Genomic DNA, 12,217 nt, shown 5'->3' on the forward strand with positions numbered 1-12,217 from the left:
GCCATTTCAGGACGAGCCGGTGCCAGGCGGTTGCTCACTTCCCCGTTGACGCTGAACGGATGAACTTGACGGGGAAGTCGCCCGCGCCCTCGGTTCGCTGCGGCGTGTGCCCGATCTTCGTCCCCAGGCTCGCCGTGAGCCCGGAAAGCGGTTCGCAGGTCAATCGGGCGCGTCAGGTAGTACACCAGCTGAGGGGGACTCTGGTGTCCGGCAAGACCCGCGGGTGGTTGGTCTGTTGCGGCGCGCTGGCGGTCATAATCAGCGGGTGACCCACTCGATGGACCATGGGGTATCCGCGCTGGGGGCGGCAAGTGCAGCGGGACCGGATGGGGACTCGGCGGCCTGCACCCGGGTTGACGTCCGCGAGAAGGTCGCGGTGCGCGGTAAGCCGCCGGTTCGCACGCCGCAGGAGTTGGCGAGTCTGCTGCGTGCGGCGCGGATGCCCGAGGGCGGGTTGCGGGCCACGGCGGTGTGGCTGGTGTCGGGGCGGCGGGAGTCCGACCACACCCGCGCCGCCTACATCCGCGACGTCGGCTGGTGGGTCGCCTGGTGCCTGGCGACCGGAGTGGATGCCGGCGGTCCCTCGACGACGGCCGCGGACGTGTACATGGCCGAGCTGAAGGCCTCGGGCCTGGCGCGAGCCACCGTCGGCCGGAGGGTGGCGGCGGTCTCTTCGTGGTACACCTACCTGGTCCGTGAGCAGTGCGTGGCGGTCAACCCGTTCGATGGGGCCGAGCGGCCGCGGTTGGACACCTCCACCTCGACCACACGCGGGATGTCCCGCGAGCAGATGTCGGCGCTGCTGGCGCATGCGGCCCGGCACGAGACGGCGCGTACCCATGCGCTGCTGTGGCTGATGTTCGCCACCGCGGGCCGGATCGGATCGGTGCTCGCCGCGCGCGTCCAGGACCTGGACCAAGACCGCGGTCACCAGGTCATCGACCTGACCGTCAAGGGCGGCACCACCAAAAGGTTCGTGGTGCCGCCGGCGGCGCTGGCGGCGATCCACGCCTACCTGGCCGAGCGCGGGCATCCCGAGGACGGGCTGCTGTTCGTCACCCGCACCGGCCGCGCCCTCGGCCAGCCGTACGCGTGGAAGCTGGTCAACCGGGTCGCCCATGCGGCCGGCATCGCCTTCAAGATCTCCCCGCACTCCTTCCGCCACTCGGCGATCACCATCGCGCTCACCGACGGCAGACCCTTGCACGTCGTCCAGGACTTCGCCGGGCACGCCGACCCTCGCACCACCCGCCGCTACGACCGTGCGCGAGAGTCTCTGGACCGCTCACCCGCCTACGAACTGGCGGCGTCGGTCACCCCGGTGCCGCAGCACCCGGCACCGGATATGACGGCGGGCACTTGATCGCCGCGACTTGAAGAGGTGCCGGCCGCAGGTACGGCTACCGGCCGGGCCTCGACGACACCAGCGCTTCCGCCGCAGAAAAGTCCCGGTAGCACCGGCGAAGTCTCGGTCGGAAATCCCTTGAGCCTTCCTTTCGCGTTCCCGTAGGTTGTCTGCGGCCCATCGCAGTGAGGACAAAGGACAAGACCGCGTGACCCCGCCTGCTCTTTAGACCTGACATCTTCTTCCGCTCACCTGTAGCCGACGCTCACGTCGGTTCTGCCGGGCTGCCCTTGTGCGCCCGGTCATACGGCGTTTGAGGTCGCGCGTAATCGGCCTCGTGTCAGGTCTTGAGAGATCATGTCTTCACAACCTCATACCGTGCTGCCCTGGGTCGTTCGTCGGACCAGGCTGCCTCTGCTGTCGTTGCGGTGCGTGGACTGCCGTTCGAAGTCGGCCACCACCGGCGAGGGCAGGTTCCGCGTCAACGCCAACGGCAAGCTGCTGGACGTATGGCTGCTGGTCCGCTGCGTATCCTGCGATCGGACGAGCAAGCTCACCGTGCACGAGCGGGCGCCGGTCAGATCCTTCGATCCGGCCGAGCTCCACGGCTACCGCGTCAACGACCCTGACCTGGTGGCGTCCAGCCTGTTGGATCCGCTGCTCGCCCGGCGCAACCGCTTCACCCTGGACTGGACGGGCGCCTGGCGGCTGGACACCCCGTCGGCACGGCTCGACGAGGCGTGGCCGGTCGAGGTGGAGGTCGTCTTCGACGATCCGGTACCGGTGCGCCCGGAACGGCTCATCGCGCACGGGACAGGCCTCAGCAGGAACGAGGTACTGCGCCGGATCAAGTGCGAAATTCCGCTGCGCCGTCCGACGAACGCCGGATTCACCTTCACCGTGATGGCCGGAATCTAGCGGGGAGGTAGCCGCGGCGGGCCACCGGGCCCGCCCGGCTTCACCCGGGTTGAGATCCGTAGAAGGCGGCGATCGCGGCGGCGCGGTCGCGGAGGGCGGCCCGCAACCACTGCGGGGCCAGGGCTTCCGCGCTCGTGGCGAGCTGCCACAGCGCCCATTCGGCGTGTCTCGGATCCTGGAAGGTCACCTCCAGCCGCAGCCGGCCGTCCGCGTCGGTTTCCTCGGCGAGGACGGCCAGCGCGGTGCCCACCAGGACCTCCCGCCGCGCCGGGTCCACCCGTACCAGCACGGTGACCTGGTCGCCGCCGGTCCGGAACCGCGTGCTGCGTTCCTGCCACGCCCGGTCGAGATCGACCCGGTCCGGTCGCTGTGCGGGTTCGGCGAGTTCCTCGGCGGCCAAGACCCGCGACAGCCGGTAGGTGCGGTCCGCGCCGGACCTCGTGGCCAGCAAGTAGCCCTGGTCGCGCACGGTGACCAGGCCGATCGGGTCCACCGTGCGCCACTTCGGGGTCTGGTTCACGGCCGCGTAGTGGATGCGCAGCCTGTGTCCGGCGAACACCGCGCGCCGGACCTCGGCCACCACGGCGTCGGGCACCTCCTCATCGACCACCCGGCGTGAGAGGAGGTCGGTCTCCGGGTCGATGAGCAATCGCTCGGCCGCGCCGGCCGCGGTGTCCCGATAGCTCTCGGGCAGCGCGTCGACCACCTTGAGCATCGCCGAGGCGAGGGCCGAGCCGAGGCCGAACGCCTGCGCGCCGCGCCGAGATCCGGCGACCAGCAGGGCGAGCGCCTCGTCGTGGTTCAGGCCGGTGAGCTCGGTCCGGAAACCGGGCAGCAACGCGAATCCGCCGTGCCGGCCGCGTTCGGCGTAGACCGGGACACCGGCCGCGGACAGCGCCTCGATGTCGCGCAGCACGGTGCGGGTGGACACCTCCAGCTCGCGGGCCAACGCGGCCGCGGACAGCCGGCCGTGCTGCCGCAGCAGCAGCACCAGCGAGACCAACCGGTCTGCGCGCATACGAGAACTCTACCGAAATACACGACACAGGATGTCGTGATTTGTTGGGAGGCTCATCAGCGCGACCGGAAGGGGCCGGTCGGCGTACGTGATGTCGACGAATCGAATGGAGCTGATGTGGCAATGGAGCGAACGGCGGTCAACCCGTGGGCGTGGTCGGTGGAGATGGGCTACAACCAGGGCGAGATCGTCTCCGGGACCACCCGGACCCTGTACTGCTCCGGGCAGACCGCGATGAGCGGCGACGGCAAGCCCCGGCATGCCGGTGACATGGCGGCGCAGTTGGCGCTGAGCCTCGACAACCTGGAGGCCGTGCTCGGCGAGGCCGGTATGTCCATCGCGAACCTCGTCCGGCTGAACGTCTACACCACCGACGTCGACCGGCTCTTCGAGCACTACGGCGTGCTGGCGTCGCGGTTGGGCGGTGCCGGGGTGGCACCGTCCACCACGATGCTCGGGGTGACACGGCTGGCGATCCCCGACCTGATGGTCGAGCTTGAGGGGACCGCCGTCGCGTGATGCGACCTCGCCGCCTCCGGCAGGGCCGCCGGAGGCGGCACGAGCAGCAGGCAGGTGATTTGCGGTGCTCAGGATGGTGACGATCGGCGTCTACGGCTTCGGCGCCGAGTCCTTCCTGCAACGGCTGCGGCGCGCGGACGTTCGTGTGCTGCTCGACGTACGCCAGCGCCGCGGTGTCCGCGGACCCGAGTACGCCTGGGCGAACTCACGCCGGCTGCAGGCGGCCCTCGCCCATGCCCGGATCGACTACGAGCATCACCGTGAGCTCGCCCCGACCACCGAGCTGCGCCGACTCCAATACGCCGAGGACGACCGCCAAGGGGTCGGCAAGCGCTCGCGCCGCGAACTCGCCGCCGAGTACTCCCGCCGCTACACCTCCGAGATCCTCGACCGCGCCGACCTCACACCGATCGTGTCGGCGCTGCCGAGCAGTGGCACCGCGGCGCTGCTCTGCGTGGAGCGCGACCCCGAGGCATGCCACCGCTCGTTGATCGCCCAGCGCCTGACCGAGCGGCACCACGTCGCGATCGAGCATCTGCGCCCGTTGTGACGCGTGAATCCCTCAGACGCGTGCAGGACCTAGACCTGGGCGGCTTCGGCTTCGGCTTCTGCCTTGCCGACGGGGGCCTGTGGGTTGGGGCGGCCGGGCAGGAGCAGGCACAGCGGGATCGCGACGATGCTGAAGGCCACCGACCACCAGAAGGCGTCGCCGAAGGCGACGGCCAGGGCGCCCGGGGTGCGGGCGCCGTCGGCGGTGTGCTGAAGGATGACGGCGAGGACGGCGATGCCCGCCGACCCGCCGATCTGCTGGGCGACGCGGGTGATGATGCTGGCGTCGGGGATCTCCTTGTGCTCCAGGCCGACGTAGGCGGCGCTGGTGAGCGAGATCATGGCGGTGCCCATGCCGATGCCGCGGACGAGCAGGGCGGCCATGAGCAGGACCTTGCCGGTGCCGGCGGTGACGAAGGCGAACGGGACGGTGGCCGCGGCGACGACGGCGAATCCGGCGAAGGCGACCCAGCGGGGGCCGATGCGGTCGGTGTACCTGCCGGCCCGGGTGCGCGAGAGGAACGCGCCGACACCCTGCGGGATGAGCAGCAGTCCGGCGCCGAGCGCGTCCTCGCCGTGAACCTGCTGCCAGTACAGCGGCAGCAGCATCATCGCCCCGTAGAGGGTGATGCCGGCAAGGAAGCCCAGGGCTGAGGCGGAGGCCAGCGCGCGGTGGCGGAAGAGCCTCAGGTTGACCAGAACGCCTTCGGTTCGCGGCAGTGCCCGGGCGGTGAAGGCGCCGACCAGGGCGAGGCCGCCCGTCAGCGGGACGAGGACCTCGGTACCGGCGAAGCCCGCGCTGCCCTCGACCCGGGACAGTCCGTAGATGATCGCGGCGACACCGGGGGAGAGCAGGAGCAGGCCGATGACGTCCAGGCGGACGCGGGGGCCGCCGGGTGCGGGCCGGTCGTCGGGCAGGTTGCGCCGGGCGAGCCACCCGCCGACGACGCAGAAGGGGATGTTGACGAAGAAGAGCCAGCGCCAGTCGGCCAGGTTCAGGATGATGCCGCCCAGGACCGGGCCGAGGATCGGGCCGAGCGCGGTGGGCAGGGTGACGGTGGCCATGACCTTGCCGATGTTGCGGCCCTTGGCGGCCTGCATGACCAGCGTGGGCATGAGCGGCATCATGATGCCGCCGCCGATGCCCTGGACGACACGGAAGGCGATCAGGCTGGTCGTGTCCCACGCCAGCGCGCACAGGATCGAGCCGAGCAGGAACATGCCCAGCGAGGTGATCCACAGGTGCTTGCCGCCGAGCCGTGACTGGGCCCATCCGGCGAGCGGGATGGTGACGAACACCGCCAGCAGGTAGCCGGTGCTCACCCATTGGATCGTGGACAGCGGGGCGTCGAGTTCCTTCGCCAGGTCGTTGAGGGCGACGCTGACGATCGTGGTGTCGAAGACGACGGCGAGCGCACCCACGATGATGGTGAACGCCATGCGCCACACCGCGGGGTCTATCCGGTCGGGGTCCGCCGCGGGCGGGGATCCGGACCGGTGGGGAGTGCTCACGAACGACCACCTAAGATATAGAGTCCTATCTTACGGCGGCCAGGGTAGAGCGCCGGAATAAGATAGGCAAATCTATCTAAGGGGGGTGCGGATGCCCGAGCGGCGCCGCGGGGCGGCACTGGAGAAGGCGCTCCTCGATGCGGCCTGGGACGAGCTCACGGCCAACGGCTACGCCGGGTTCACCATGGACGCCGTCGTCCAGCGCGCGGGCACCAGCCCTCCGGTGCTGTACCGCCGCTGGTCCGACCGCGACGAACTCGTCCGGGCGGTCATCGCCCACGTCCTGGAGCAGTCCCGGATCGACACCCCCGACACCGGGAGCCTGCGCGAGGACGTCCTCACCCTCATGCGGGAGATCAACGCCACCCGGGTCCAGCTCATCACCCTCATGAACGTGCAGCTGGCCGGCTATTACCAGGAGACCGGCACCAGCCCGAGCGACCTCTTCGCCACGGCACGCGAGAAGACCGCCGACGTGCTCTTCGACCGCGCCGCCGCCCGCGGCGAGATCGAACCCGAGCACCTCAGCGATCGCATCAAGTCCCTTCCCTTCGACCTGCTGCGCCACGAGATCCTCGTGACGTTCGCCCCGGTGCCCGACCACGTCCTGGAAGAGATCGTCGACACCGTCTTCCTTCCCCTGGTGCGTTGACCGCAGGAGCGAAGTTCCCAGACGGCCCCTCTGCCTACGCCGAGGGGCGTAGGCGGGAAGCCTCCCGTGACACGACGACGGCGGCGAAGGCCGCCTCCGAGGATGGTGCGACGTCACCGTCGCCGGAGGGAAGCATGAGCAGCGGAACAGGCATGCGATGGCCGCGCCGTCGCTCCGAAGGTCCTAGGCCGACCCGGCGACGGAAATGGGCACTGCGGCTGCTCACGACCCTGCTGGTGCTGATCGTCACGGCCACTCTCTTCAGTTTCGGCTACAACGCGGCGACGGCCGGCCGCGCCGGCGAGCCCGCGGGCCTGCGGTTCGTGCCGGCCGACGGGATCCGCACGCGGTACCGGCAGTGGGGCGGCGGCGGGCCGCCGGTCGTCCTGGTGCACGGAGCCGCCGAGTCGGCCGACACCTGGGAGCGGGTCGCGGGCCTGCTCGCCGCTCATCGCCGGGTGTACGCCCTCGACGTGACCGGCTGGGGGTACAGCCAGCGGCGCGGCCCGTACGACGCCGAGCACGAGGCGGCGCAGCTCCTCGGCTTCCTCGACGCCCTGCACCTGGACCGCGCCACGCTCGTGGGACATTCCACGGGCGCGGCGGTCGTCGCCGCGGCCGCGCTGCGGGCTCCCGGTCGCGTCGGAGGTCTGGTGTTCCTCGACGGGGACGCTCTGGACACCGGCGCCGGGGCGGGCGCCGATGCCCTGAAACGCGTGCTCCCCAACCCGTACCGGACGACCCTGCTGCGGCTCGCCGTCCGCTCGGACTGGGTGATCCGCAAGATCTACGGCTCCCAGTGCGGTCCGGCCTGCCCCCGTCTCGACGCCGCGGGCGTGGACCGGTGGCGGCGACCGTTGCAGGTCACCGGCGCCGAACACGCACTGTGGAGCATGCGAGGCATCGTGGGGCTGCCCGCCGCCCGGCTGGCCGCCCTGACACGGGTCGCCGTGCCGAAGAAGGTGATCTTCGGAGCCGAGGACGACGTGTTCTCTCGCTCATCGCCGTACGACACGGCGAAGCTGATCGGTGCCCCGGCCCCGACCATCATCCCCGGCGCCCGCCACCTGTCCCTCATCTCCCACCCGGACCAGGTCGCAGCCGCGATCATCACCGGCCCGGGAGGGTGAGGAGGACGACCTGGCTCACATGTGGACGGCGGAGGGTGTGCTGTCGTCGCCCGCGATCGTGCCCCGGCGGTAGAGCACGGCGCTGATGACGAGGCCCGCGATGAAGAAGCCGGCCGACCACCAGTAGGCGGTGGAGTAGCTCTGCAGCGCGGCCTGGCCGATCACGGCGGGGTCCCGGGGGTCCTTGCCCGCCAGGTAGCCGGTGGCGGCGCTGGCCGCGAGCGTGTTGAGCAGCGCTGTGCCGATCGAGCCTCCGATCTGCTGCATGGTGTTGACGGCGGCGGAGGCGACACCGGCGTCCTGTGCGTCCACACCGGAGGTGGCCAGGCTCATCGCCGGTGCCAGCACCAGGCCGATGCCGAGACCGGTGACGACGAGCGGGGGCATGATGTGCGCGGTGTAGGTGCTCTGGAGGTCGAGGCCGGTCATCCAGGCCAGGCCGGCGGCGGCGATGCCCATGCCGAGCGGTACGACCGGTTTGGGGCCCAGGCGGGGGATCAGCGTGGCGGTGGCCGTGGTGGAGGAGACCATCAGGCCGGCGACCATGGGCAGGAAGGCCAGCCCGGTCCTGATCGGGGTGTAGCCCAGGCTTTGCTGCATGTAGTAGGTCAGGAACAGGAAGACCCCGAACATGCCGGCGCCGCTGATGAGCACGGCGACGAAGGACGCTCCGCGGTTGCGGTCCAGCAGGACGCGCAGCGGCAGCAGCGGGTGGGAGGCCCGGGTCTGCCACCAGGTGAAGGCGGCGAGCAGGACGGTGCCGGCGGTGAGCCACCCCCAGGTGGCCGGCGCGCCCCAGCCGTGGGACTCGGCGTTGGAGAAGCCGTAGACCAGGCCGAACAGGCCGGTGGAAACCAGGACGGTGCCGGGAAGGTCCAGCGTGGCGGTCTTGTCGCGGGCGGTGCGGCGCAGCAGCAGGGCGCCGCCGACGAAGGCGGCGACGGCGAAGGCGAGGTTGACGTAGAGAGTCCAGCGCCAGGTCAGGTGTTCGGTGAGCACGCCGCCGAGCAGCAGGCCGATGGCGCCGCCGGCGCCGGCGATGGCGCCGTAGACGCCGAACGCCCTGGCCCGTTCCCTGGCGTCGGTGAACGTCGTGGTGAGCAGGGACAGCGCCGAGGGTGCGAGCAGCGCGCCGAACAGGCCCTGCGCGGCACGGGCGATGACCAGGACGGTGAAGCTGCCGGCCGCGCCGCCGAGGGCGGAGGCGGCGGCGAAGCCGACGAGCCCGACCAGGAAGGTGATCTTGCGACCGAACAGGTCGGCGATGCGGCCGCCGAGCAGGAGCAGGCTGCCGAAGGCCAGCGAGTAGGCGGTGACGATCCATTGCCGGTCGGCGTTGGAGAACCCCAGGTCGTGCTGTGCCGACGGCAGGGCGATGTTCACGATGGTCGCGTCCAGGACCACCATGAGCTGGGCGACGCCGATGACGGCGAGGATCCACCAGCGGTGGCGGGGCGGCTGCTCGGTTCGGGTGGGAGATGCGGGGACGGTGCCGGCGCGTTGGCCGGCGGAAGATCGGGACATGACAGAACTCCGGAAGGGCACTGAAAGCGGAAGGGTGCTGAAATCCGAGGGGCGCGTAGGAAGGCTCAGCCGTGCTGCAGCACGGGGAGGACGACCTGGTCGATGAACCGGGTCAGGTATTCGGGATCGGCATAGGCGTCCTCGAACAGGGGCCGTGACACCAGGGCGACGAAGACCAGGTGCGGCACGAACGCGATCGCGTCCGGGCTGGCGGCCAGTTCCCCGCGCCGGATCGCGCGCTCGATGAACGTGGCCAGGTGAGCGGTCTCGGGTTCGAGCAGCGTGGTGCGCACGGCCGAGGCCAGCGCGCGGTCGGTGAGCGATGCGTGCGCGAGCGCGGCGAACAGGGCGGTGTCCTTCTCCGCGTGTGCGGCCAGCTCGCCGCCCAGGGCCAGCAGGTCGCCGCGGAGCGTGCCGGTATCGATCTCGCCCGCGTCCACCGGCCGGGTGGCGTACAGTGCGGCGGCGATCATCTGGGGCTTGCTCTGCCACTGCCGGTACAGCGTGGCCTTGCTGCAGCGCCCCCTGGCCGCCACCGCGTCCATGGTCAGTGCCTCGTAGCCGACCTCGCGCAGCTCGTCGAGGGCGGCCACCAGCAGTTCGATCTCTCGCTCGGCCGTCATCCGCGGGCGGCGGACCGGACGGCCCGACGTGTCATCGGCCATGGCATCTCCTATAGAACGAAACCGTACCGTTCTATACGGTAGCCGAGTCGTCGGGAGAAACGCAAACGTTCTATATGGCGCACCCGCTGCAGGCCCAGAGGCCTACCGCCCGGGACGACTCTCGGCCGCGCCTGCGCACGCTGCACGACCATCTCCGGAAAACGCCCTGACCCACGCTCCTCCAGGGACGCCGAACCACGTCCGTGTCGGCACAGACGAGGCCGACACCTTCCGTGGCATGGGCCGCGGCGGCGTGTCAGCGCCCCACTCCAGGGTCCTGACCACGTTCGATCTCGACGAGTACGCCTTCGCCGCGCTCCGGGTGAGGCCGGTGGCTTCCTGCTCTCGAGTGGCGGGTCCCGCCCGGCCGGGCGGGACCGCTCGCGGGCCTTACTCGCGGTAGAGGGACAGGCAGATCATGTCGGGTTCGAACCCCAGGGACTGCCAGAACCGGTGGTCGTCGTGGGCGTCGGCGCACGACAGGTAGTGGACGGTGCGGGCGCCGTGGTCGCGCAGCCAGTGGACGGCGGCTTCGGCCAGTGCCCGGCTGATGCCCCGGCCGCGTTCTTCGGGGACGACGTACAGCGAGTCGATCTCGCCCGCCAGGCAGGGCAGCAGCCCGTCCTCGGCGGTGGTGCGGCCGTTCACGAACCCGGCGATGCGGGGCCCGTCGGTGTCATCGGCGGTGTCGTCGGCGGTGTCGTCGACGGCGACGAGGCAGAACGCGTCGCGGTGGAACGCCGAGACGGCGAGCATGCGCGACAGGTCGCCGCGGCCGCGTTCGGTGAGAGGGCCGCCGTCCTCCATCTCGCGGCACATGCGGTCCCACAGGCGGCCGACCGCGTCGCCCTCGTCGCGGTGAATTCTCCTGATCTCCATGACCCTTTCCCTGCTGCTGGTCTTCGTCCGGATCGAGGTGCGGACGAAGGCGGCGGGGCGCGGGGCCGCGGAGAACCACGGTGTGTCTAGCGTCAACCTGGCATGCGGTCACGATAACCGGGCGTGTTCGGGTTGCCCAGGGCCGCCGGGCGTCAGGGGGTGGGCCAGTCCCAGCGGGGGACCTCGCGCAGCGGGTGCAGTTCGTCGTCGGTCCGGGCGTGGGAGTTGCGCATGGCGACCTCGGTGCCGAACTCCACGTGCTCGCGCAGCGCCTGCCGGAAGGGAGCGTCGGCGGGGAGCCCGGCGGCGTCGGCGGCCGCCATGTACAGCTCGACGAACCGGAGCCGCTGCTCCTCGGTGATCTTCAGGTGGCGGTGGACGTCGATGAGGTGGGAGAAGCCGCCCATCTCGCGGGTGAAGGTGTCGGGGCCGCCGAAGGTCTCGGCGGTGAAGGCGGTCAGGCGGTCGACGTGGGTCGGCCGGCCCTCGCCGAAGAGGGGCTGGAGCAGGGGGTCGGCCAGGAGGCTTGAATAGAACAGGTTGATGAACCTGCGGAGGCCCTCGTGCCCGCCGGCGCTCGAAAAGCGTTTCCATGATTACACCATTACCCGCTTGACGACGGTCAGGTTCGTTTATCGCAGGCGGCCGCCGGTCTGTCGAGGCCCGGTGCCGGTTGTGGTCATGGGGCCGGGTCGGTGATGTAGTCGTGCAGGCGGCCGGAGCCTTCGAGCATCGCGGTGGCGCGGCCGGTCAGGTCGGCCTGGCGCTGGGCGATCGCGGCGCGGACGGCGTCGCCGGTGCCGGTGCGGCGCAGTTCGTCCAGGACGGCCCGGACCTGCGGCAGCGGGTGCCGGGTCTGGCGCAGCAGGTGGACGAGCCGGGCGTCGCGGACGTCGGCGGGCCCGTAGCGGCGGTACCCGGTGATCGGCTCGCGTTCGGGGCGGACGAGCCCGGCGGACTCCCAGACGCGCAGGGCGGAGGTCCGGACGCCGAGGCGGGCGGCGACCTCGCCGATGCGCAGTCCCTCACGCGGGACGGGCGCGGCCGGCGTCTGCCGGTCGACGATCGCCTCCAGCGCGTCGCTGGTGGCCTGCAGGGAGACGCGCTGCTGGTGCAGGGCGGCGTGCCCGGAGTCGATGAGGGCGAGCGCCACGGGAACGTCGCCGGCGTGGACGGCGTGCATGACGCGCTGCGCGAGCTCGATGCCGTGGCCGCGTGCGAGGGCCCGGTAGGCGAGCAGGGCGCGGCGGTGCCGGTCGGTGTAGACGCGGTAGCCGGAGGGGGTGCGGCCGGTGCGCGGCAGGACGCCCGCGGCCTCGTGGTTGCGGACCTGCTGGGGCGAGATGCCGGCCGCCCGGGCCAGGTCCACCGGACGCAACCGCGGCTCCCCGTTGTCGTTCACGTTTGAAGGTTACCGGCAACCATCCGGCTGAATGGACGGCGAGTTCGTCGCCACTTCAATGGACGACTTGAAGGCCGGTTCACGCCGCAAGAGTCTCCCTTGAT

12 protein-coding genes and 1 pseudogene are annotated in these 12,217 nt (G+C 71.0%); 6 read left to right on the forward strand and 7 right to left on the reverse strand.

Features of this window, described 5'->3' with window-relative positions:
- Positions 1-376: 376 nt before the first annotated feature.
- Positions 377-1,363 carry a tyrosine-type recombinase/integrase gene (locus tag ACQPZP_RS22475; protein WP_433471705.1) on the forward strand — a complete coding sequence of 329 codons (987 nt, stop codon included), beginning with the start codon at positions 377-379 and terminating at the stop codon, positions 1,361-1,363.
- A gap of 414 nt (positions 1,364-1,777) precedes the next feature.
- A complete protein-coding gene (locus tag ACQPZP_RS22480; protein WP_433471706.1) occupies positions 1,778-2,263 on the forward strand; it encodes a DUF1062 domain-containing protein in 486 nt (161 codons plus the stop codon).
- A gap of 40 nt (positions 2,264-2,303) precedes the next feature.
- Here ACQPZP_RS22480 and ACQPZP_RS22485 read toward each other — a convergent pair whose 3' ends face one another.
- On the reverse strand, positions 2,304-3,281 hold the full coding sequence (locus ACQPZP_RS22485) for a helix-turn-helix transcriptional regulator (protein WP_433471707.1): 978 nt from the start codon (positions 3,279-3,281) through the stop codon (positions 2,304-2,306).
- A gap of 123 nt (positions 3,282-3,404) precedes the next feature.
- Here ACQPZP_RS22485 and ACQPZP_RS22490 point away from each other — a divergent pair, with 123 nt between their 5' ends.
- Together ACQPZP_RS22490 and ACQPZP_RS22495 are read left to right on the forward strand one after the other, a co-directional pair.
- A complete protein-coding gene (locus ACQPZP_RS22490; RefSeq protein ID WP_433479656.1) occupies positions 3,405-3,800 on the forward strand; it encodes a RidA family protein in 396 nt (131 codons plus the stop codon).
- Positions 3,801-3,873: 73 nt separating this feature from the next.
- Complete coding sequence (locus ACQPZP_RS22495) at positions 3,874-4,350, forward strand: DUF488 family protein, N3 subclade (protein WP_433479657.1); 477 nt, start codon at positions 3,874-3,876, stop codon at positions 4,348-4,350.
- A gap of 29 nt (positions 4,351-4,379) precedes the next feature.
- Here ACQPZP_RS22495 and ACQPZP_RS22500 read toward each other — a convergent pair whose 3' ends face one another.
- Entirely contained in the window at positions 4,380-5,861 is a 1,482-nt protein-coding gene (locus tag ACQPZP_RS22500; RefSeq protein ID WP_433471708.1) for an MDR family MFS transporter, read from the reverse strand.
- Between the two features lie 91 nt (positions 5,862-5,952).
- Here ACQPZP_RS22500 and ACQPZP_RS22505 point away from each other — a divergent pair, with 91 nt between their 5' ends.
- Together ACQPZP_RS22505 and ACQPZP_RS22510 are read left to right on the forward strand one after the other, a co-directional pair.
- Complete coding sequence (locus ACQPZP_RS22505) at positions 5,953-6,513, forward strand: TetR/AcrR family transcriptional regulator (RefSeq protein ID WP_433471709.1); 561 nt, start codon at positions 5,953-5,955, stop codon at positions 6,511-6,513.
- 236 nt (positions 6,514-6,749) lie between these two features.
- Complete coding sequence (locus tag ACQPZP_RS22510) at positions 6,750-7,643, forward strand: alpha/beta fold hydrolase (protein ID WP_433471710.1); 894 nt, start codon at positions 6,750-6,752, stop codon at positions 7,641-7,643.
- 15 nt (positions 7,644-7,658) lie between these two features.
- On the opposite strand, the gene ACQPZP_RS22515 is transcribed toward ACQPZP_RS22510, so the two are convergent.
- The 5 genes and pseudogenes from ACQPZP_RS22515 to ACQPZP_RS22535 form a co-directional block, all read right to left on the reverse strand.
- Positions 7,659-9,167 (reverse strand): MFS transporter, encoded by a 1,509-nt coding sequence (locus tag ACQPZP_RS22515; RefSeq protein WP_433471711.1) that lies wholly within the window; start codon positions 9,165-9,167, stop codon positions 7,659-7,661.
- 65 nt (positions 9,168-9,232) lie between these two features.
- Positions 9,233-9,832, reverse strand: coding sequence for a TetR/AcrR family transcriptional regulator (locus ACQPZP_RS22520; RefSeq protein WP_433471712.1), 600 nt, complete (start codon positions 9,830-9,832; stop codon positions 9,233-9,235).
- Positions 9,833-10,222: 390 nt separating this feature from the next.
- Entirely contained in the window at positions 10,223-10,807 is a 585-nt protein-coding gene (locus tag ACQPZP_RS22525) for a GNAT family N-acetyltransferase (RefSeq protein WP_433471713.1), read from the reverse strand.
- 56 nt (positions 10,808-10,863) lie between these two features.
- A pseudogene (locus ACQPZP_RS22530) lies at positions 10,864-11,283 on the reverse strand (hypothetical protein); the annotation flags it as partial.
- A gap of 107 nt (positions 11,284-11,390) precedes the next feature.
- A complete protein-coding gene (locus ACQPZP_RS22535) occupies positions 11,391-12,113 on the reverse strand; it encodes a MerR family transcriptional regulator (protein WP_433471714.1) in 723 nt (240 codons plus the stop codon).
- Between the last annotated feature and the right edge of the window lie 104 nt (positions 12,114-12,217).

Origin of the sequence: Spirillospora sp. CA-142024 (genome assembly GCF_050942325.1) — a bacterium.
Classification (GTDB): Bacteria; Actinomycetota; Actinomycetes; order Streptosporangiales; family Streptosporangiaceae; genus Spirillospora.

What these genes read in the sequence shown, in the direction of transcription:
- ACQPZP_RS22485 (WP_433471707.1), bottom strand. Translation starts at nt 3,281, where the DNA reads ATGCGCGCAGACCGGTTGGTCTCGCTGGTGCTGCTGCTGCGGCAGCAC.
- ACQPZP_RS22490 (WP_433479656.1), top strand. Translation starts at nt 3,405, where the DNA reads ATGGAGCGAACGGCGGTCAACCCGTGGGCGTGGTCGGTGGAGATGGGC.
- ACQPZP_RS22495 (WP_433479657.1), top strand. Translation starts at nt 3,874, where the DNA reads ATGGTGACGATCGGCGTCTACGGCTTCGGCGCCGAGTCCTTCCTGCAA.
- ACQPZP_RS22505 (WP_433471709.1), top strand. Translation starts at nt 5,953, where the DNA reads ATGCCCGAGCGGCGCCGCGGGGCGGCACTGGAGAAGGCGCTCCTCGAT.
- ACQPZP_RS22515 (WP_433471711.1), bottom strand. Translation starts at nt 9,167, where the DNA reads ATGTCCCGATCTTCCGCCGGCCAACGCGCCGGCACCGTCCCCGCATCT.
- ACQPZP_RS22520 (WP_433471712.1), bottom strand. Translation starts at nt 9,832, where the DNA reads ATGGCCGATGACACGTCGGGCCGTCCGGTCCGCCGCCCGCGGATGACG.